20 protein-coding genes and 1 other RNA gene are annotated in these 19,569 nt (G+C 43.1%); 10 read left to right on the top strand and 11 right to left on the bottom strand.

Annotation, left to right across the window (positions count from 1 at the left end; all coding sequences use genetic code 11):
- Positions 1-75 precede the first annotated feature (75 nt).
- Both ACXACN_RS10580 and ACXACN_RS10585 read left to right on the top strand, forming a co-directional pair.
- Positions 76-615, top strand: coding sequence for a flavodoxin family protein (locus ACXACN_RS10580; protein WP_474964308.1), 540 nt, complete (start codon positions 76-78; stop codon positions 613-615).
- Between the two features lie 81 nt (positions 616-696).
- Positions 697-1,107, top strand: coding sequence for a VOC family protein (locus tag ACXACN_RS10585; protein WP_474964310.1), 411 nt, complete (start codon positions 697-699; stop codon positions 1,105-1,107).
- A gap of 32 nt (positions 1,108-1,139) precedes the next feature.
- Here ACXACN_RS10585 and ACXACN_RS10590 read toward each other — a convergent pair whose 3' ends face one another.
- The 3 genes from ACXACN_RS10590 to ACXACN_RS10600 all read right to left on the bottom strand — a co-directional run bounded on the left by ACXACN_RS10590 (position 1,140) and on the right by ACXACN_RS10600 (position 4,382).
- Positions 1,140-1,712: a histidine phosphatase family protein gene (locus tag ACXACN_RS10590; RefSeq protein WP_474964311.1), complete on the bottom strand. Its 573-nt coding sequence runs from the start codon at positions 1,710-1,712 to the stop codon at positions 1,140-1,142.
- 614 nt (positions 1,713-2,326) lie between these two features.
- Positions 2,327-4,027, bottom strand: a complete 1,701-nt coding sequence (ilvD, locus tag ACXACN_RS10595; protein WP_474964312.1) for a dihydroxy-acid dehydratase — start codon at positions 4,025-4,027, stop codon at positions 2,327-2,329.
- A gap of 196 nt (positions 4,028-4,223) precedes the next feature.
- The gene (locus ACXACN_RS10600) at positions 4,224-4,382 is read right to left on the bottom strand and encodes a DUF1540 domain-containing protein (RefSeq protein WP_089651397.1); all 159 of its coding nucleotides are present in this window, start codon (positions 4,380-4,382) and stop codon (positions 4,224-4,226) included.
- A 255-nt stretch (positions 4,383-4,637) separates the two neighbouring features.
- Here ACXACN_RS10600 and murB point away from each other — a divergent pair, with 255 nt between their 5' ends.
- Positions 4,638-5,558 (top strand): UDP-N-acetylmuramate dehydrogenase, encoded by a 921-nt coding sequence (gene murB, locus ACXACN_RS10605; protein WP_474964314.1) that lies wholly within the window; start codon positions 4,638-4,640, stop codon positions 5,556-5,558.
- 125 nt (positions 5,559-5,683) lie between these two features.
- Here the strand turns inward: murB and ACXACN_RS10610 are convergent, their stop codons facing one another.
- Both ACXACN_RS10610 and ACXACN_RS10615 read right to left on the bottom strand, forming a co-directional pair.
- On the bottom strand, positions 5,684-6,178 hold the full coding sequence (locus ACXACN_RS10610; protein WP_474964315.1) for a lactoylglutathione lyase family protein: 495 nt from the start codon (positions 6,176-6,178) through the stop codon (positions 5,684-5,686).
- Between the two features lie 16 nt (positions 6,179-6,194).
- The gene (locus tag ACXACN_RS10615) at positions 6,195-7,175 is read right to left on the bottom strand and encodes a zinc-binding dehydrogenase (RefSeq protein ID WP_474964316.1); all 981 of its coding nucleotides are present in this window, start codon (positions 7,173-7,175) and stop codon (positions 6,195-6,197) included.
- A gap of 152 nt (positions 7,176-7,327) precedes the next feature.
- Between ACXACN_RS10615 and ACXACN_RS10620 the strand changes: the two genes are divergently transcribed.
- Positions 7,328-7,699 (top strand): winged helix-turn-helix transcriptional regulator, encoded by a 372-nt coding sequence (locus ACXACN_RS10620; protein ID WP_474964318.1) that lies wholly within the window; start codon positions 7,328-7,330, stop codon positions 7,697-7,699.
- A gap of 29 nt (positions 7,700-7,728) precedes the next feature.
- On the opposite strand, the gene ACXACN_RS10625 is transcribed toward ACXACN_RS10620, so the two are convergent.
- Positions 7,729-8,334 (bottom strand): YpjP family protein, encoded by a 606-nt coding sequence (locus ACXACN_RS10625; protein WP_474964319.1) that lies wholly within the window; start codon positions 8,332-8,334, stop codon positions 7,729-7,731.
- Positions 8,335-8,694: 360 nt separating this feature from the next.
- On the opposite strand from ACXACN_RS10625, the gene ACXACN_RS10630 reads away from it, so the two are divergent.
- From ACXACN_RS10630 to ACXACN_RS10640, 3 genes are all read left to right on the top strand, one after another.
- Complete coding sequence (locus ACXACN_RS10630; RefSeq protein ID WP_474964320.1) at positions 8,695-9,321, top strand: spore coat protein; 627 nt, start codon at positions 8,695-8,697, stop codon at positions 9,319-9,321.
- A gap of 718 nt (positions 9,322-10,039) precedes the next feature.
- The gene (locus ACXACN_RS10635) at positions 10,040-10,657 is read left to right on the top strand and encodes a LysE family translocator (RefSeq protein ID WP_474964322.1); all 618 of its coding nucleotides are present in this window, start codon (positions 10,040-10,042) and stop codon (positions 10,655-10,657) included.
- 61 nt (positions 10,658-10,718) lie between these two features.
- Entirely contained in the window at positions 10,719-11,474 is a 756-nt protein-coding gene (locus ACXACN_RS10640; RefSeq protein WP_474964323.1) for a YqcI/YcgG family protein, read from the top strand.
- Here ACXACN_RS10640 and ACXACN_RS10645 read toward each other — a convergent pair.
- The gene (locus ACXACN_RS10645) at positions 11,463-12,779 is read right to left on the bottom strand and encodes an amino acid permease (RefSeq protein WP_474964324.1); all 1,317 of its coding nucleotides are present in this window, start codon (positions 12,777-12,779) and stop codon (positions 11,463-11,465) included. The genes ACXACN_RS10640 and ACXACN_RS10645 overlap by 12 nt on opposite strands.
- 118 nt (positions 12,780-12,897) lie before the next feature.
- On the opposite strand from ACXACN_RS10645, the gene ACXACN_RS10650 reads away from it, so the two are divergent.
- Positions 12,898-13,839, top strand: a complete 942-nt coding sequence (locus ACXACN_RS10650; protein WP_474964326.1) for an arginine deiminase family protein — start codon at positions 12,898-12,900, stop codon at positions 13,837-13,839.
- A 129-nt stretch (positions 13,840-13,968) separates the two neighbouring features.
- Here ACXACN_RS10650 and ACXACN_RS10655 read toward each other — a convergent pair whose 3' ends face one another.
- The 3 genes from ACXACN_RS10655 to smpB all read right to left on the bottom strand — a co-directional run bounded on the left by ACXACN_RS10655 (position 13,969) and on the right by smpB (position 15,675).
- The gene (locus ACXACN_RS10655; protein WP_474964327.1) at positions 13,969-14,394 is read right to left on the bottom strand and encodes a universal stress protein; all 426 of its coding nucleotides are present in this window, start codon (positions 14,392-14,394) and stop codon (positions 13,969-13,971) included.
- Between the two features lie 356 nt (positions 14,395-14,750).
- Positions 14,751-15,113, bottom strand: a transfer-messenger RNA (tmRNA) gene (gene ssrA / locus ACXACN_RS10660).
- Positions 15,114-15,210: 97 nt separating this feature from the next.
- The gene (gene smpB, locus ACXACN_RS10665) at positions 15,211-15,675 is read right to left on the bottom strand and encodes an SsrA-binding protein SmpB (protein ID WP_474964328.1); all 465 of its coding nucleotides are present in this window, start codon (positions 15,673-15,675) and stop codon (positions 15,211-15,213) included.
- 157 nt (positions 15,676-15,832) lie between these two features.
- Here smpB and ACXACN_RS10670 point away from each other — a divergent pair, with 157 nt between their 5' ends.
- Complete coding sequence (locus ACXACN_RS10670) at positions 15,833-16,705, top strand: GNAT family N-acetyltransferase (RefSeq protein ID WP_474964330.1); 873 nt, start codon at positions 15,833-15,835, stop codon at positions 16,703-16,705.
- Positions 16,706-16,792: 87 nt separating this feature from the next.
- Positions 16,793-17,212, top strand: coding sequence for a Thoeris anti-defense Tad2 family protein (locus ACXACN_RS10675; RefSeq protein WP_474964331.1), 420 nt, complete (start codon positions 16,793-16,795; stop codon positions 17,210-17,212).
- Between the two features lie 42 nt (positions 17,213-17,254).
- On the opposite strand, the gene rnr is transcribed toward ACXACN_RS10675, so the two are convergent.
- A complete protein-coding gene (rnr, locus tag ACXACN_RS10680; RefSeq protein ID WP_474964332.1) occupies positions 17,255-19,552 on the bottom strand; it encodes a ribonuclease R in 2,298 nt (765 codons plus the stop codon).
- Positions 19,553-19,569: the final 17 nt, after the last annotated feature.

Raw genomic sequence — 19,569 nt, forward strand, 5'->3', positions numbered from 1 at the left:
TATTGATAAGTATAGATAACTATGATGACCTGTTCAATGATATACTCATTCCAGAAGCAAAGGAGGCAGGAAACAATGAAGATATTGACAATATTAGGAAGTTCAAGAGAGAACGGGAATTCAGAGTACCTTGTGGAACAAGCGACGGAAGGAATTGAGCATACTCAAGTACGTCTAAGTGACTACAAAATTAATCCAATCATAGATATGCGTCATACGGATGAAGGTTTCTCCCCAGTTGAAGACGATTATGAAACCTTGCTACATGAATTTTTGGCTCATGATCTAGTTATTTTTGTAACTCCTATTTACTGGTTTGGCATGACCTCCCACATGAAATTGTTCTTTGATCGCTGGTCCCAGTATATGCGTGATGATCGTTTCAACTTCAAAGAACAGGTCCGTGGAAAGAAAGCCTATGTCATCACTACAGGCGGAAGCAATCCATATGTAACCGGATTACCTTTAATTCAACAATTCGGCCATATTTTTGATTTTGTAGGGATGTCGTTCGAAGATTATGTGATAGGGAATGCTGTTAAGCCTGGAGAAATTAATCATGATAGACTGGCTTTAGATAAAATGAAGTCCTGGAACCAAAGCTTCAAAAATTAACGAACAGGTGTTCTTGTCAGTTGTTCATGGATAGGGTATAATAATTGTGCACAAAAAATTTCTAAAGGAGTGTTCACTTTTATGAAGCATCAAGCAACCCCTTATTTTACGTTTAACGGTAATGCAAAAGAAGCCCTGGACTATTACAAGCAAGTCTTCGAAGGAGAAATTACCAACCTCCAAACCTTCGGTGAAGCAGATTTTGAAACCCCTAAGGAAATGGACGATCGAGTCATGCACGCACGATTTAAAAAAGACGACTTGTTCTTTATGGTCTCTGATTCCTTTGCAGATCAAAGCGTTAAGACAGGCAACAATATTGCGCTAGTCATTGAATGTGATAGTTCCGACGAGATTCAAACCTATTACGACCGACTAAAAGACGGCGGGAACGTATTAATGGAACTACAGGATACCTTTTGGGGAGCTACGTATGCAAAAGTGAATGACCCTTTCGGAATCACATGGGATTTAAACTACTCGAAAGAATAATATAAAAGCGGCTCACCTTTGAGCCGCTTTTGTTAATCCAAATGGATCGTACAATTAAATCGGTCACAAAACCATTGGTCTTCCCTAAAATGAACCTCTGATAAAGACGTGTTCTTCATATGTTCATCCCTCACGTTATCACTATCCATTTCCCTCAACACATGACTGATTAAGGCACCGTGACTAACAACAATGATTTTCTTCCCTGCATGTGTTTTTAGAACATCATCCATAAACGACATCCCCCTGAAAACAACACTCTCAGGTCTTTCCATGCCTAAGTCCAGGGAACGCCAGTCCTCTCCCCATTTTTCGATTCTTTCAGGTTCTGTTGTCCCTTCAATCTGACCACCACTGGCTTCTTCCAGACGAGAGTCAAATTGAATGTCCAACCCTACTTGTGCACTGATGATTTCCGCTGTCTGCTTTGCTCTCTTCAGAGGGCTTGAATAAAGAACATCCCACGTTTCCTTATGTAGTCGTTCGGCTAATTTTCTCGCATCGGACTTTCCTTCTTCATCCAACGGAATATCCGAGCTTCCTTGCGCTCTTTTTTCTTTATTCCATGCAGTACTTCCATGTCTAATCAATGCAACCTTGGTCATCTCTCATCCACCTCCCTCCTCCCACTTCTACAACCATATGATGATCTCCTTTATACACAGTTTTTTTATACAACCCTTCTTACACATAATGGCAGGTTTCTATAAGACTTGATTTGGAGATTTTCGAGGGAGTTAGGGGCTCCGGGAAAAGGTTCGCTCCGCCCCTTTGCCATGGAAGATTCTCGAAATCACTTCTGGAACAATCAGCTTGAATAACTGAGGAAAGTGGATCATATAACCTCTCCACAGCAGGCATTCAAATTTTATAAGCTTGATACAGAGCGCTTTATGCCTGCCTTAGGAGGGAAATGGGAGACACTTCTTCTAGGTATAGGGGTTCGTTTCTCCTTACTATGAAAGGGGTGGTTGGGAAGCTGCGAGACTCCCGCGGGAATGGATTGGCTGGCTAGACCCCACAGGACAAAGTCCGAGGAGGCTTGCCGCCATCCCCGCAGGAAAGCGAGTTGCTTCCCAGCCACCCCTGACGCTCAACCAGGCAACGAGCCCCTGGAACATCTCCAAACTGAGTCTTCCACAAACGGGAGCTTTAGTGGAAGTGGGGGATTAATGAGAAAAGCCCGGAACACGAGTCCGGGCTTTTCATAATACGTCTTCTATTCTTCAAGATCCAAATCTGTAACGGCGCCTTTGGAAGAAGAGGATACGAGTCTGGCATACTTCGCCAGTACACCTCTCTTATGTTTAGGCTCAGGACGTTTCCATTCACGCTTTCTGCGCTCATATTCTTCTTCGCTTACTTCAAAGTTAATTTGCTGCGTATCACTATCGATCGTGATGGTGTCTCCTTCTTGGAGTAACCCGATTGGTCCTCCAACGACTGCTTCAGGAGCGACGTGCCCGATGACGAACCCATGTGACCCGCCTGAGAAACGACCATCCGTAAGCAAAGCAACTTTTCCTCCTAATCCTTTCCCTACAATCATAGCTGTAATGGAAAGCATTTCCGGCATGCCAGGTCCTCCTTTTGGACCTACGTTTCGTACGACGAGCACATCACCTTCTTTGATTTCATCGTTAACGATGGCTTCCGTTGCTTCATCTTCACTATTGTACACCCGAGCAGGCCCTTCGAAACGGCTGATCTTCTGTCCGGACATTTTAGCCACAGCGCCTTCTGGAGCAAGGTTTCCTTTCAAAACGACGAGGGGTCCCTTTTCTTTGATTGGCTGATCAAAAGGAACAATGACCTTTTGCCCTTCTTTAAGTGAAGGGACTTCCGCCAAGTTCTCTGCAACCGTTTTGCCCGTCACTGTCAAACAATCCCCGTGCAATAAACCTTCCTCTAGAAGTAACTTCATTACAGCTGGAACGCCGCCACTTTCATACAAGTCCTGCATGACATATTTCCCACTCGGCTTCATATCTGCAATGTGAGGGACTTCCTGTCTGATGCGCTCAAAGTCATCAAGTGTCAAATCCACTCCTGCAGAATGCGCCATGGCAAGGAGGTGGAGGAATGCATTTGTAGACCCACCCAGGGCCATCACGACGGTGATCGCATTTTCAAATGCTTCTTTTGTCATGATGTCGCGAGGGTAAATCTCTTTTTCGAGCAGTTCAATAACAAGCTCACCTGCTTGTTTACATTCAATCTCTTTATAATCGTTAACCGCTGGTGTAGAGGAAGATCCAGGAATGCTCATCCCTAAGGCTTCTACAGCAGAAGCCATCGTATTCGCTGTGTACATTCCGCCACAAGCACCAGCTCCAGGACATGCATGGCATTCCACTCTGTGAAGCTGTTCATCGTCTATTTGCCCTTCATGATACTTTCCTACAGCTTCAAAAGACGACACAATGTCAATGTCCTCTCCATCAAGCTTTCCTGGTTGAATCGTTCCTCCATACACGTACACCGAAGGAATGTTCAAACGCCCAATGGAAATTAAACAGCCTGGTGTCGTTTTGTCGCAACCGCCGATAGCAACCAAACCATCCAATCTTTCAGCATTTGTGACGGTTTCAATGGAATCTGCAATCACTTCACGGCTTGGAAGGGAATAAAACATCCCTTCGTGTCCCATTGCGATCCCATCCGCTACGGTAATCGTATTGAAGATCATCGGTGCTCCGCCATTTTCATCGGCTCCACTTTTCGCTTCTTGAGCAAGCTTATCGATATGTACATTACATGGGGTAACCTCACTCCACGTACTGGCAATTCCAATCATCGGTTTTTTGAAATCTTCGTCTGTAAAACCAACAGCTCTCAACATCGAGCGGTTCGGGACTCGATTGACGCCTTCACTGATGTCTTTACTCCTTATTCTTAAATCTTTTCTCGTTCTTTCCATCCCAAACACCCCTTTTAAAAATGGTCGATTCATTTCGTAAATGAAATAACTTACCATGATGATACTAACAAGTAAGGATCATAGCAATGATTTTTCTGAATATAATAAAGATTCCTTATAATTAAAACGCTTTCATAAAGAGAAAAAAATGAAAAAAAGGCCTGCTGAAAAGCAGACCTTGATTATAGGGAAAATCTTACACATTTGCGGGTTCAAATGTTTTACAATCCGTTTCTTCACTGTGGCTCGCTTTTTTACCTTTATGACTGACGACGAAAATCTCATCCGCTCCGCAGGAGATTCCATCATTGTTATGAACACAGTTTCGAACTTCACATTTTACATCCAGTGCCATCCTCTAACACCTCCCTATATCCGTTATTTTCTACTGATAAGGCATTGAATATTCGTGTCAGTCCTCCCCATAAAGGTCATAAGCAAAATCCTACACAATGACTATTGCGATTTGTGATAGAATAGGAAGGGTGATTGTAAAAGTCTAAAATGAACTTTTCCTACGTTCCTTCATAAATTGTAAGAAGAGAGATCGTTGGAAAGACTGGTTGAGGTCCAATCAGAATATAATCAACTTATAATAGGACTGGTGTTTATGAATAAAAAACAAAAGATCTATAATAAATTGTTGGAACTCGTCAAAGAGGAAAATGTTAAAGTGGACGAAATGTTGAAAGACCATTTGTACACAAAGCTTGGTGGAAAAGCCGACTTTTTTATAACTCCAACATCCTACGAAGAAATACAAAATGTCGTGAAGCTTTCAAATGAAGACAATATTCCTTTCACTTTGCTAGGGAATGGATCCAACTTAATTATTAAGGACGGCGGTATTCGTGGAATCGTCATTAACTTAAAACACCTGGATACTATTCATTCAGAAGGCAACACAGTGGTCGCACAGAGCGGTGCCCGGATCATTGATGCCTCTCGATATGCTCTAGATAAACACTTATCCGGACTAGAGTTCGCGTGCGGAATTCCTGGAACTGTAGGCGGTGCATTATACATGAATGCGGGTGCTTATGGTGGAGAAATTAAAGATGTACTCGATTACGCGTATGTGGTAGATAAACACGGGAATCTCGTAAAGCGTCTCGCAGCTGAACTTGATCTTGATTATCGAACAAGTAACATCCCGGATAATGGAGATATCGTAGTAGAAGCCACCTTCCACCTGAAACCTGCGAAATACGAAGACATTAAAGAAGTGATGGACGACTTGACGTTCAAGCGTGAGTCTAAGCAGCCACTTGAATACCCTTCATGTGGGAGTGTCTTTAAACGTCCACCAGGATATTTTGCCGGAAAGCTGATTCAAGACAGCGATCTTCAAGGGACCAACATAGGTGGTGCAGAGGTTTCTAAAAAACATGCAGGGTTTATCATTAACAAAGACAATGCAACAACCTCTGATTACATCTCTTTGATTGAACACGTTCAAAAAACGGTGAAAGAGAAATTCGGAGTCGATTTAGAAAGAGAAGTTCGAATCATTGGTGATGATAAAGATTAAAAAGAGAGCCTGCGCCATGCGCAGGCTCTTTCTGATTGTCCTTTAAATCTACTTGGGTTGGAAGCTTTTGTTTTACTTTTGGAATCGGACTTCCTTATGAAAAACTACTTAGCATTGATTTTTACTTAATAAGCACCTTTAGAATAGGTTAACTCATAACTATGGGTGTAAATTTCGAAAACATTTCCGAAAGGATCTTCTACGTAAACCATCTTGTACGGTTTTTCTCCCGGGTAATATTCACGAATAGGCATGCGCTGTTTCCCGCCTTTAGCCTTCACTTTCTCCACAACGTCTTCAATATTCGGGTCTTGTATACAGAAGTGGAAGATGCCTGTTTTCCAATATTCGAAGTTGTTTTCCGGCTCTTCTTGATGTGGGAATTCAAAAAGTTCAATACCAATTTTATCACCCGTAGAAAGGTGGGCAATTCTGAATTTTTCCCAGTCATTGCCGAAAACGTCCCGGCACATTTGACCAACGGGTGTGTCATCATTCTGCACTTCTGATGGTTCCATGAGGACATACCACCCAAATAACTCTGTATAGAACTCGATCGCTTTCTCTAAATTTGGTACAGACAAACCTATATGTGAAAAACTTCTTGGGTATGGGTACATGATTCAAAACTCCTTTTTATTCATCTATCTTCGCTACGATTTTACCTTTCACATGACGTTCAGACAGACGCTCCAGCGCTTGAGGAACTGCTTCCAAGGAAATCGTTTCCTCCAGTAGGGAAGAAACTTTACCTTCTTCCATCATTCTCAACATCTCATCTCCTATAACAGCAAGATCTTTTTGGGACTCCACATCTGCTTGATGGGTTGCCCCTAAAGCAATCTCATGGTAGGAAACGACCTTAGTAAATGGCTTCACTTTGGCAAAGTCGGGTGCCCCTGCGATGTAAACAAGATGCCCCATAAAAGCAAGGTCCTCCAAAGATGCTGTGGCATGATCGCGACTTACTGCGTCAATGACGGCATCGACACCTTTACCTTCTGTAATTTCCTGTACTTTTTGATGAACATCTTCCTTACGGTAATCAATAACAAAGTCTGCGCCTAATCGACGGACATGGTCGTGATTGTGGGCCGATGCTGTTGTAATAACTGTTTTCCCAACCGCTTTTGCAAGTTGAATACCAAATCCTCCAACTCCTCCAGCTCCTGCGTGGATCAAAATGGTGTTCAACTGATCCAAGGGAAGCTTCCGGTGAATGGCTTGATAAGCCGTGTAACCAGCTGTAGGCAAGGCAGCTGCTTCTTCAAAGCTGATGCCCTCAGGAATTCGTGAGATCGTATGAGCCGTAGTGATTGCATATTGAGCATACGCCCCACTTTTCATCAAGTCGCCATGGTAGACCACTCGATCTCCTTCTTCCCACTCAGTCACACCCTCTCCAAGCTCGACAATTGTACCTGCAGCGTCAAGACCAAGGATATGAGGATAAACCCAACTCGGATGGCCATTTGTTGCTGTCTTATAATCAACAGGGTTCAAACCAGCAGCATGAACCTCAACGAGAACTTCCCCTTTTTTGGGACGAGGTTTTTCTACTTCTTCAACCTTCATTTCTTTCCATTGATTTTTATCTTGTAAAAGTAGTGCTTTCATCAGTCATCCTCCCCTCTCTAAACAGTTTCCTTCAACAAGTGAAACGATATACTATATACTAACGAGAGGTTAAGGAAGAAACAAGAAGGCACTTTTCAGTAACTGAGTTACTAAAGGGTAACCTATCCGTAATTAGAAATGAGGGAAACACGATGAAAGAGCTGCAATCAGAATACCAGTGCGCCATTAATTTAGTGATTGATCTGATCGGTGGAAAATGGAAAGTCTTGTTGCTTTGGCATCTCAATGAAGGCGATAAGAGGTTTAATGAATTGAGGAAGACCATCCCTGAGATCACAAAGAAAATGCTGACACAACAATTGAGAGAACTTGAGGAACATGGACTTGTTAAACGCACGGTTTATGAAGAAGTTCCTCCAAGAGTTGTCTACGCTACAACTGACTTCGGCCGCAAAATTCAACCTGTCCTATACGGAATGTGCCAATGGGGTGATGAATACGCAGAAAAAGAAGGGATTCAGATGAACAGCTGTTGGACAGGCCGTGATTTCATGCAAAAATAAAAAGCGACCTGTTATAGGTCGCTTTCTTTTTAGGACATCCATTTCGGTGGCGTATTTTTTTCCCAAAAGATCTCGCCAAGCTCATGGTGTTTTACAAAGTCGTCCTCCTGCAAATGGTAATGGAAGTTAAACCAATACCCTTCGCCTGGACGCTTGTCTCTTCTCACATGAAATCGAGCGATTTCTTCGTCTGTATGTTTGTTTTGGATATTAAAAATTCTTTCCCCATATCCCGGAGACGGATCTTCGGTAATTTCATAATAAGGAACTTCGTTTTCCCCTGCAGAAGCAAGGATCTCTCCCATGACCTCTTCAATTTTGGGTAAAATCGTCGTAGTCATGTCCTCATCTACTTTTTCAATAATTCGAGGGCCCATTTTCGTAAGTGTCTGAGTCTTTGCTTGTTCAGTTATGGTTTCAATCCAATCATCTGTTGTCAGAGGTTCTACAGATGATGGAGGGGTAATTTCGAATTCCTCTGTCTTTGAAGAATGAGATGATTCTTGAACGTGCCGATCAGCAGACAACTCTCTTTTATCCGCTGCATCTGTATCGATTTGCATCGGTGGCACATAAAGACCTAAAGTCATGACGGATATAAGTACAACAAATACTTTTCTCATTAGCGGCTTCATTTCAGACGATCTCCCTCTGCTTCAGGATGCTTTTATTTTAACACGTTCACTCAGGTTGTCCATAAGTAAAAAGAAACCGTTTCCAGATTGAGACCTTGGAATCGTTGATAACTATTCTCCAAATTCTCATGAAGGAAAAAACAGCCCTGTCTTTCACACGCTCAAACCTTCCAGATATAAGCAACATTTGATCCACTCAAGGAACTCTCCTTATTGCCCCAGATGGATTCCAACGTTTATAACTACATTCCCGTTTGGAGGCTCCCTCCTTTTCCTTTCACACGCTAGTGGTTTGCTTTCCATGTACATGAAAAAAGAAAAAAAGGAAAACTTAAAAGATGAAAAAGGAGGAGAAAAAATATGAATCCAAATCAAGGTCAGAACCAAAACCAACAAGGACAGCAAATGCCGCCAAATATGGTGAATAAAAACCATGGAGGTCATGAGTTATTTGATGCTCATGAAGTCATTGCAAGTTTAATCAACATGCTTGACCAATATCAAATGTATGCCCAGCACATCCAGGACCCTGAACTACAAAGCATTCAACAACGTCAACATGCATTTGTAACGCAGATGTACAATACGATTGTCCAGAGTTTCAGCACAGGTCAGGATCCAGCCCAAGCTACTCAGCAATATAAAATGCAGCAAAGCAACGAAGTCGTTTACGGAATCAAGCCTGGTCAGCCAAAAAAACCGAACCAATCGGTCAGTGATCTCGCAGATAAGGGGCTTTCTGCTTATATGCTCGGACAAACGAAAACGCTCGCGACATTGTTGTCTATGACAGCTCTTGAAATGACGAACCCTGTCCTGCGCCGTGTTATTGCAGACAGCGTCCCGAACTTTATCGAGATGAGTTATGAGATTTTCCTTTACCAGAACAAGCATGGTTACTACCAGGTACCACAGTTGCAACAACAAGATATGACCCAAATGTTACAGAGCTATACTACTGTACCACAAGGAAACATGCCCCACTAAACCAACAAGGACGCCCGCTTCCCAGCAGGCGTCCTTATTTGTTTAATGCAATACTTCTTAAACTATATGGTAGGATTCTGAAAGACTCGATTTCCAGACTTTTGTGCGGGTTTAGGGCTCCGGGAAAAGGTTTGCTTTCCGTGGGCGAGTGATGAGCCTCCTTGAGCTAACGCTCTGCGGGGTCTCATCTACCACGCACTTCCCACAGGAGTCTCACCGTTTCCCTCCGCCCCTTTACTATATGAGGTTCTCGAAATCCCCCCTAACCGAGACCTGACGAGTTCTGTCCTGAAGACCTGCCCACCCACGCCGTTATAGAGCTGTTTAAACCAAAGGTCCTGCACGAATAAAAGCGAGGAAATAGGGTCTGGGAAACGTCCGCATGAAAACCGGATGGAGACAATAACGTGTGTGTCATTCTACTGACTCATCCAAAACACTGCAAATCGTCGTTTGCCTGACCCCGTATCCATGGCCAGGAATTGTCATTCATTGTCTCAACTAGACAAGGATTCCTTTATGGAAGCGCGGTGTGTGCTCACCGCGCTCCCGCGGAAAGCGAGCTATTCCCCGTAGCCCCCATCCACTCAACAAAAATCTCGAAACTGACCCTTCAAAAAAAGGGAGCATTATTAAGGTGATTGGTGATTTCGTTAATACAATAAGCCGCTTTTTAATATAGTATAGGGACATGCACCTATAAAGGAGGCAGTACATCTTGCTATTCAGTTATATTCTATTAGGCCTATCCCTATCCGCTCCGATCGGCCCCATCAATGCAGCTCAATTGGACAAGGGGATTCGCTATGGCTTTTGGCATGCCTGGCTCGTGGGAGTGGGAGCCATGTGTGCAGATGCTTTGTTTATGCTGCTGATTTATCTCGGTCTCGCTCAATACGTGGAACTCCCTCTCGTAAAAACGTTCCTTTGGTCTTTCGGAGCTTTCGTCCTGATTTATACAGGTGTTGAGAGTATAACAGCCTCTCACACTAAAGACATGGACCGCTCTTATTCATCCACAAAAAAGAAAGCTTTCCGAACGGGATTCCTGATGGCTTTATCCAACCCACTGAACATTCTTTTCTGGATTGGCATTTACGGATCGATTTTAGCCCAAATATCTTCTCAATATGAGCAGACCCAACTACTTATTTACAGCGGAGGTATTTTTATCGGCATCATGTTATGGGATTTGACGATGGCTGGAGCGGCTTCTGGTGCTAGAAGATGGATGACGGGGAGTGTACTGAGAGGAGTTTCGGTTCTGTCCGGTCTCATGTTAATCGGGTTTGGACTATATTTTGGCTATCAAGCAATGAAGATGTTTGTCGGGTAGACAGTCACCTATATCTGCTCTCTCCAATAGGATATGGATGTATCCTAGGAGGGAAATTTTTATGTTGTACACCAAAGAAGATATAGAGAACCACGTGAATGACCTCGACCTCTGGAAACATGAGGCTTATGAGCAATTTTCGAGTATGATGATTCAACGTGAAAATCCTTATCCGTGTGTTCCTGGAATTCAAGGGTTTATGAAAAATATGCTGCGTTACGGGTTTGTGGACGACCCACGTACCGATCAGAGTACAGGTCAGTTAGCTTGTTTATTGAAAGAGTATGGAGAGATTTCCAGAGAGACAGGGAATTACGCTTCCCTGGTTGTCTTTTGTGATACTCGAGCTCTTTTGGAGCAGCAAACAACCATGGATGAGTATGAAGAGATTTTCTGGACGATGCTGAATGATACACACAAAAAAGACCCCAGTCCTTGGCCTGAAGACATCCCAAATGATCCTGAGAACCCAGCTTGGGAATTTTGTTTCGATGGAGAACCGTACTTCGCTTTCTGTGCGACCCCTGCCCACGACATCAGGAACAGCCGCCGTTTCCCTTGTCTCCTGCTCGCTTTTCAACCCCGTTGGGTATTTGACGAAATCAACGATTCTACTCCATTTGGCAGAAAGATCAAAAAGGCGATTCGTACTCGTTTAGTCGAATACGACGGCATACCCCCTCACCCTGCATTAAAGTGGTACGGCCAGCACGACAACCATGAGTGGAAACAATACTTCCTAAAAGATGATGAATCAACCTTGTCTAAATGCCCTTTCACAGCCTTAAAGAACAAGTGGAAAAGTTTACGCCCCTGATTGGGGTGTTTTCTTTTGTTTCATCCATGTAGCGATTGCGATAAGGACTAGAAAGGACAAGCTCACAAAAAAACCGACTCGTGTCATGGAGTCGATCCATGTACCGGTGACAGCCATTACAATCAAGCTGATCCCAACGAAGACGAGCACCGTTCCTTTTTTTCCTTTCACCATCAATTTCCTGTAGGACAATAAGATAAAAGCCCAATTGTACAAAAGCATGAGTCCTGCCGCAGTCGTTACATATTCAAAAATCCGGTCAGGTAGGAGGACAGCAAGAATAATGGATAAAGCAACGACCATGATTGTCAGTATAAAAGCAGGCTTGGATACTTTCCCTTCCTGCTTTTCTGCAAATATTCCCGGTGCATCTCCTTCTTCACTCAAAGCCATCAACATGGTTGTTACGGCATAAAGAGAAGCAACCATGGTGGAGAAGCCGGCAATGATCAACACGCTGTTAAAAACATTCGGCACCCATGGGAGGGAATACTCCGTCAAGGCTGTAAGAAAAGGACTTTCCTCTGTCGAGATGTTCTTCCATGACGTAAGTTTGATGACGAAATAAAACGCGGCCACGTAAACACCAGTCAACACGATAAGCATCATCGTCCCTGACTTCGGTGCATCTTTCGGATCTTTCAATTCATTGGCCATCAACCCCATCACTTCAATCCCTCCAAATGCATAAAACGCATAAAGCAGAGCTATCCAAAGTCCGGACCACTCTCCCTCAAAAAAGGATGAAAGCGGACTTGTCATCGTTTGGGGTTCTCCTTTTCCGATGACCCCAGTCATAGCTAGAATGGCAATGAGTACGAACATGAGGATGGCAGAAATCTTAATCAATCCAAAGACATTTTCCATTCGCTCGACTTGTCTTACACCGAGCCAAATGACCAAAAGACCAAGTATGGCAAAGACACAGGCTAAGGTCCACAACGGTATTCTTTCAAACCAGAACTGAGCAAAGATGGCGAGGGCCGTCAACTGACTTCCCATAATCAACATCTCTGAAGACCAGTAAACCCATCCATTACTGAACCCAGCCCATGGACCAAAGGCTTGCTTGGCATATGTCCGAAACGATCCTTTTTCCGGATGGTCTGCTGTCATGGCCGCTAGAGAACGGAATACGATATATGTCCCGGTCCCTGCAACGAGATAAGCAATCAAAACGGCCGGTCCCGCTTTTTCAATGGCAATGCTCGATCCTAGAAAAAATCCTGTACCGATAATACATCCAATTCCTATAAATGACAGCTGCCACCAGGATAATTTGCCTTTTTTATGTACTTCAACCATTCTCACCCCTCCTCCTCCATTTAGTTTGAAATCTTTCTTCAGGAATATGTGTGAAAGCAAGAATGTTTTTTTCCGTTGAGGAGAAAGTATCAAGAGACGGTAAAGGAGAGTGGCACCCATGATTACATTGACCCCCAATTGCTGGAATGAATACGACGAATTGAAGAGTGTGATCGTTTGTACCCCAACTGTCATGGACGTGCCGGATAAACAAACAGCAACAGACCTTCGGTGGGAAAAGACAGCACATAGAGATAAAATGAAGCACTGTTTCAACAACATGGTCGATGCTATGAGTAACGAGGGGGTCCACGTGGTTGATTATTCTACTTTTCTCAACGATGAAGAGAAAACTTTCCATGAACAGTTAGTCAACCGGGTTTTTGTTCGAGACCTCGCTTGTGTATTCGGAAAAAAAGTGATTCCGGGTGAAGCGGGCACAACAATGAGAAGACCAGAATATGTCCACGCCCATAGACTTTTTGAACAATGGTTTGATCAAGATCATTATTCTATTCATGACAACGACCCCGCCAACGCACTTGAAAACGGAGACGTATTCGTATTAAGCAAAGATGCCGTCTTAATCAATGTCGGTATGCGGTCAAGCTATGAAAGCGCAAAAGCCCTATCAGAAAAACTAATCCCTCTCGGTTTTTCAGAAATTGGTGTCATTGACCTGCCCCGCCGCGGTGATACGATGCATCTGGATATGAACTTTAATATTGCAGGAGAGAGAATCGCTTTAGCCAAGAGTTATACTCGCTACTTTCCTGTCGAGGTCTTATCTGCAAAGGAAAACTCGTATGTCATGTTCCGCGATTTCCTTCACCGACACGGATTTGATATCATTTGGACCGATGAAGTGAAACACACAGTAGCGGACATCAACTTTTTAAACCTGAATCCCGAAACATTGTTGATCAGCACAAAAGCGCATAAAAAAATCTTCCACCATGATCGATTGAAAAAAAAGCGGCTGATTGAAGTTGATGTTGATGAGTTGGAAGCAGGGGGAGGCGGGATTCGCTGTATGACCTTGCCTATTGAACGAGGATAGCAACGGAAAATGAGTCGAAGGCCCAGCCCCCAACATTAGGAGACCAGGCCTTCGATTCATTTCATAAAAATTTATTCACAATGTAAAAAAAAGCTCATGTGTCATTGCCTTCAGCTTCTAGTTTTTTACTTATTTCACCATCATTACTGGACAAGACGCTACATGCAAAACATTATAACTAACGCTTCCTAGAATCTTACTTCTTATAGGCCCCAAACCACGAGACCCCATTACGATACTGGAAACATTCGATTCTTTTGCTTCTTTTGCGATTTCATAATCAGGTGAACCGATTCTGATTTTCGTGTGTACGGGTACCTCAGAATTTTCAACTGCTTTAAGGGCGTCATCAATGACTTCTTTGGCGTTCTCTTGCTGGTATTTATGCACCTGTTCTTTGCTTACAAACCGATTAATATTTGGTGAATTGTAGTTATATTGGACATTTAGAAGAAGAATCTCGGCCCCCATCGCTTTTGCTAATTTCATTGCATGTTTTAAAGCTCTCATCGAAAAATCTGAACCATCAACCGGCACTAAAATCTTTTGCGTCATTAGAATTCCCCCCTAGAAAGAAAATTTAATACTGCAATTGCATAATAAATTAAGAAAACGCTTTCATTTAATGTTAAAAAGGGTTTACCCACTTACACTTTGGATACTTGACACCCTTCTCCAAGGAACAACAAATCGGTTACTTCCCTAATGATTCTAAAGGATATCTTACTCTTATTTTACCAAAATAATTCTGTTATAAATAGAAAAATATTATTTATTCATATTAAAGCCGTGGAGAAAGGAACCTTTGTATAATCCTGCAGGATCCAGGTAAGGCAATGAAAAAAGATACAACGATAAGTGCGGATTCATGCTCCTAAAATAAAGCATAAAAAAACCACCAATGTATGTATTGGTGGAGACGGTGGGAGTCGAACCCACGTCCGGAGATATCGACACTCGGGCTTCTACGAGCGTAGTTGATATATTATCATTCACTGCCTCTTCAGCCTACCAACAGGCTTCTGAGGAGCTAGCCTGATTGTTCTCTTCGTTTTTCCTCAGGCGGTGGAAAAACGCGTAGCCCACTTTAGTTTGAGACCCTTCATCTAGCACATGGGCGATGCCAGGAAGGATCAGCTATAGACTACTTACGCAGCTACAGCTAGGTTTTCGTTAGATTCGCCAGTTATATTTAGGCAAATGACGGTTTTACGAGGCGTCGCTCGACTCGCAACCCGAGCTCGACCTATCCCCGTCGAATCCGTAACGTCCCCGTTAGGATTAAGTGATAACAGTCAAGCTGTTCATCCTTGTCGCGTTGACGACAAATACTATTATAGCAGAAATATAATTTTTTTCAAGGGGTGTACGTTAGCGAAGGCTGTCCTTAATGGCACGGTCGATTTCACGCTTCTGCTGTTTACGCTTCAGATCCTCACGCTTATCATACTTTTTCTTCCCTCGACCCACTCCAAGGAGCACTTTAGCCACACCGTTTTTAATATAGACTTTTAATGGAACTAAAGAATACCCTTTTTGCTGGGTTTGACCAATCAGCTGGTTGATTTCCTTTCGGTGCAGCAGCAGTTTACGTGCACGTGTTGGTTCGTGGTTGTAAATATTCCCCTGCTCGTATGGAGAGATATGCATATTGTGTAGATACACTTCTCCTTTATTGATGCGGGCAAAACTGTCTTTCAAGTTCAAACGCCCATTACGGATTGATTTAATTTCTGTACCCTGCAAAACGATTCCTGCTTCAAATGTTTCTTCGATCGCGAAATCATGACGGGCTTTTTTATTTTGAGCTAACGTTTTTCCGTGTCCTCTTGGCATACGTTTTCCTCCTCTGTTGCGTCCCTTTATTGTACCAAAACTCATAGTCATTTCCAATTGATATCAAGCGGATGAAGGGTGAACGCTTTGAATAGACTTTTTCAGCCAGCCTGTGAGAATATAAAGTGGCACATGCTTGATAAAGGAGATCAGACCTATGGAACAAGTCATGAATGTAAAACCATTAACGATGGAAGACTATCCCGCCCTCAAAGAAATGGATACAGGGATTGAGGACGACTATGTGGTACGGATTTTTGATCGACTGATCACTTCGGACAGTCATGAACTCTTCGGACTTTTTCAAAATGGACAAATGCTTGCTGTTGGCGGCTACAGCTTATTTGGACAGGATAAATTTGCAATGCTCGGCCGGCTGCGAAGCGATCGGCGCTTCCATATGAAAGGCAACGCCACTGAATTGCTCAAACCCGTTGTAGATCAATTGAAAAGGGATTCAAAGGTACGCTGGATCGGTGCTAATACACACCTTGGTAATTTACCTGCCAGACGCGTTCTTGAAAAACTCGGGATTGATCAAGGTCCGATTATTCACTACCTGACTTTAAAGCGACCTGACTTGTTAACAGGACACACCCACGGACCTGTCTGGAAACCTGTCCATGGTTTGAAAGAGAAGCGTGAGCTGCTGACCGGATTGAAAGAAAACCCATTAGGGACATTCCCATACGAATGCTATTACCCCTTCCCTTTTGACGAGGCTCTTTTCACAGATGAATATTTACAGGAATCTTCCTTTTTTGAAAGTCCCGATCAGAATCGGTTCGTGATCATCAAAAATGATACAAAAAAATACGATTACTCTCATGTCAAATACTTCTGGGACGACCATTATGATCAACCTGGATTGTTTGAAACCATCCTCCATCATTGGAAATACAACCCGGATAATGACGGGTGCTGGATCGATTTTTCCGATCAGGGATTTAAGAACATTCCTGAACTGACCGCCTACGATGTGCAGGAACCATGGATCCTTTATGGCTCTTGGAAAAAGGCGCAATTATAAAAATTCTTCCGCATATATTGACAAGCTCGTTCATAGTATTTAGAATCCTCTAAGGAAAAATTTTAACGCAAGAAAGGATTAAAGACTATGAACTTTATGGAAGCCGTACAGCTGTTAGATGAAGGTCATGCTTTGGAACGTCATACATGGAAGAACTCCGGATATATTGTAAAAGATGAAAAAGGAAAAATTGTTTTCTTTGATCATAATGAACCAACGTTCTATTCCTTAACGACAGAGGATGCACTCGCATTGGATTGGGAACAAACAAATAAAGATCAATGGACGATCGTTTCTGTCTCCCACGATCGCGAATTGATGCAGGGCAAATTATTCGTTTCCTACCACATCTGTTCTGAAAACGCAGGCAGCATTATGAACAACCACCTCGTGGAAGAAGATGAACTATCCCAGTGGTCCCGTTTCGTTAATCTGGACCTTACGAATTCTGCCCGCTATTTGAATGAACAAGATGTAGCTACCGTACAAAATACAATCAGTGCCTAAAACCTCACTAAAAAACGCGCGAATGATTTCGCGCGTTTTTTCTTATTTTTTCTTTTTGCTTCCTTTTTTAGGAACACCTTTGTTTCTGTAAAAAGGTTTGTTGCCTTTTTGTTTGTTTTTCTTTTTCTCTTTTTTCCGGTCCGGCCTTTTGGATTTGATTTGTTTCGGACGCTCCGGACGCTCTGGACGTTTCCGTTCCTTCCTCGGTTTCATTCCATCAATTTCAAAATCAACCACTCGTTCTTCGATGTTGACATTCGTTACCTTGATGGTTACTTCATCACCGATTCGATAAACATTCCCTGTCCGTTCACCAATCATGGCATATTGTTTTTCATGGTAATGATAATAATCGTCTGTCAATGTACTTACGTGTACCAATCCTTCAACCGTGTTCGGCAGTTCGACGAACATTCCGAAACTGGTCACAGAGCTGATGACACCCTCATATTCCTCTCCGATTTTATCCTGCATGAATTCTGCTTTTTTCAAATCATCCGTTTCCCGTTCCGCATCAACCGCGGCTCTTTCCATTTCAGAAGAATGGCGGGCAATCTCAGGCATTTGATCTTTCCAATGCTTCCTTGTCTTATAGTCCAGCTTTTCCTCAACCAAGTAAGTCCGAATGAGACGGTGGACGATCAAGTCTGGATACCGGCGGATTGGAGAAGTGAAGTGCGTGTAGAAGTCAGTTGCAAGTCCGAAGTGACCAAGCCCTTGAGGGTCATACTTCGCCTGTTGCATAGAACGCAGCATCAATTTTGAAATGATCATATCTTCCTGTGTGCCTTTGACTTCTTCTAACACTTTCTGCAAAGCCTGTGGATGAACATTATCAGCCGTTCCTTTGACCGAGTATCCCATATTGGCAACGAACTCAAAGAAGTTTTGAAGCTTATCTTCATCCGGGTCCTGGTGAATACGGTGAATGAACGGAACATCCATCCAATGGAAATGTTCAGCTACAGTTTCGTTGGCAGCTAACATAAATTCTTCAATAAGTCGTTCAGCTACAGAACGCTCACGCAAGCGGACATCGACCGCTTTTCCTTCTTCATCAACGATAACGCCAGCTTCTTTAAAATCAAAATCAATAGCGCCGCGTCCCATTCTTTTTCCTCTTAAAATACTAGCGAGCTTCTCCATCTCTCTAAACATCGGCACAAGCTCTTCATATTTCTTGATCAAATCAGGATCTTCGTCCTGCAAAATGCTGTTCACATCTTTATAGGTCATTCGTTCATTCGTCTTAATGACACTTTGGAAAATTTCGTGGTTTACAACTTCACCGTGACTGTTGATTTCCATTTCACAGGTCAAGGTCAGACGATCCACCTGTGGGTTAAGAGAACAAATTCCGTTGGATAGACGATGTGGGATCATCGGAATCACACGATCGACTAAGTACACACTCGTCGCACGTTCCCTGGCTTCCTGATCAATTGGTGAGCCCTCATCCACATAGTAGGTAACATCTGCAATGGAAACGCCAAGCTTATAGTTGCCATTATCAAGCTTCTTGACCATGACGGCATCATCAAGGTCTTTCGCGTCCGCTCCATCAATCGTCACGATCATTTCATCACGCAGATCACGGCGGTTGTTAATCTCATCCGGATGAATTTCATCTGGTGTGTCAGCTGCTTGCTGCAGCACTTCCTCAGGAAAGTCCACCTTGATGCCATGTTTGTAAATAATGGAGATGATATCAATTCCCGGGTCATTTTTGTGCCCTAAAATTTCGACGATTTCCCCTTCAGCACTCATGCGGTCTTCCGGGAACTTTGTGATGTTTACGATGACTTTATGTCCGTCGATCGCCCCGTTGTTCTGACTCTTAGGAATAAAAATATCATTGGGAATCCGCTTGTCATCAGCTATAACAAAACCAAAATTACGGCTGGATTCGTATGTCCCGACGACACGTGTCGTTGCTCTCTCCAGAATACGGATGACAGCCCCTTCAGGCCTTGTACCATCCTCTTTCCTTTTTTCAATACGAACAAGGACTTTATCATTGTTCATCGCTGAATGAAGATCAGAATGATGAATATACACGTCATCTTTATCTTCTTCATCTGGGATCAGAAAAGCGAACCCTTTGGCATGCATTTGAATACGTCCACGAATCAGGTTCATCTTCTCCGGAAGACCAAAGCGGTTTTTACGCGTCCGCACAAGTTCCCCCTCTTCTTCAAGCTCATTCAAACCCTTCATGAGGTCCTTGAATTCATCAGAACTTCCTAATTCCAATGTCTCTTCAAGCTCTTGTACAGATAGTGGTTTTGATGCTGTTTCTTTGAAAAAGTCTAATATTTGCTGTTTTAACTCTATACTCAATTGTCTTACCTCCTCTT

Source organism: Halobacillus sp. AWM4_238 (assembly GCF_056158265.1).

Excerpts from the sequence above, each read along its gene's own strand:
- smpB (WP_474964328.1), bottom strand. The coding sequence starts at position 15,675 with ATGCCAAGAGGACACGGAAAAACGTTAGCTCAAAATAAAAAAGCCCGT.
- ACXACN_RS10620 (WP_474964318.1), top strand. The coding sequence starts at position 7,328 with ATGAAAGAGCTGCAATCAGAATACCAGTGCGCCATTAATTTAGTGATT.
- ACXACN_RS10640 (WP_474964323.1), top strand. The coding sequence starts at position 10,719 with ATGTTGTACACCAAAGAAGATATAGAGAACCACGTGAATGACCTCGAC.
- ACXACN_RS10610 (WP_474964315.1), bottom strand. The coding sequence starts at position 6,178 with ATGTACCCATACCCAAGAAGTTTTTCACATATAGGTTTGTCTGTACCA.
- ACXACN_RS10590 (WP_474964311.1), bottom strand. The coding sequence starts at position 1,712 with ATGACCAAGGTTGCATTGATTAGACATGGAAGTACTGCATGGAATAAA.
- murB (WP_474964314.1), top strand. The coding sequence starts at position 4,638 with ATGAATAAAAAACAAAAGATCTATAATAAATTGTTGGAACTCGTCAAA.
- ilvD (WP_474964312.1), bottom strand. The coding sequence starts at position 4,027 with ATGGAAAGAACGAGAAAAGATTTAAGAATAAGGAGTAAAGACATCAGT.
- ACXACN_RS10580 (WP_474964308.1), top strand. The coding sequence starts at position 76 with ATGAAGATATTGACAATATTAGGAAGTTCAAGAGAGAACGGGAATTCA.
- ACXACN_RS10625 (WP_474964319.1), bottom strand. The coding sequence starts at position 8,334 with ATGAAGCCGCTAATGAGAAAAGTATTTGTTGTACTTATATCCGTCATG.
- ACXACN_RS10650 (WP_474964326.1), top strand. The coding sequence starts at position 12,898 with ATGATTACATTGACCCCCAATTGCTGGAATGAATACGACGAATTGAAG.
- ACXACN_RS10585 (WP_474964310.1), top strand. The coding sequence starts at position 697 with ATGAAGCATCAAGCAACCCCTTATTTTACGTTTAACGGTAATGCAAAA.
- ACXACN_RS10615 (WP_474964316.1), bottom strand. The coding sequence starts at position 7,175 with ATGAAAGCACTACTTTTACAAGATAAAAATCAATGGAAAGAAATGAAG.
- ACXACN_RS10630 (WP_474964320.1), top strand. The coding sequence starts at position 8,695 with ATGAATCCAAATCAAGGTCAGAACCAAAACCAACAAGGACAGCAAATG.
- ACXACN_RS10600 (WP_089651397.1), bottom strand. The coding sequence starts at position 4,382 with ATGGCACTGGATGTAAAATGTGAAGTTCGAAACTGTGTTCATAACAAT.
- ACXACN_RS10670 (WP_474964330.1), top strand. The coding sequence starts at position 15,833 with ATGGAACAAGTCATGAATGTAAAACCATTAACGATGGAAGACTATCCC.
- ACXACN_RS10655 (WP_474964327.1), bottom strand. The coding sequence starts at position 14,394 with ATGACGCAAAAGATTTTAGTGCCGGTTGATGGTTCAGATTTTTCGATG.
- ACXACN_RS10675 (WP_474964331.1), top strand. The coding sequence starts at position 16,793 with ATGAACTTTATGGAAGCCGTACAGCTGTTAGATGAAGGTCATGCTTTG.
- ACXACN_RS10645 (WP_474964324.1), bottom strand. The coding sequence starts at position 12,779 with ATGGTTGAAGTACATAAAAAAGGCAAATTATCCTGGTGGCAGCTGTCA.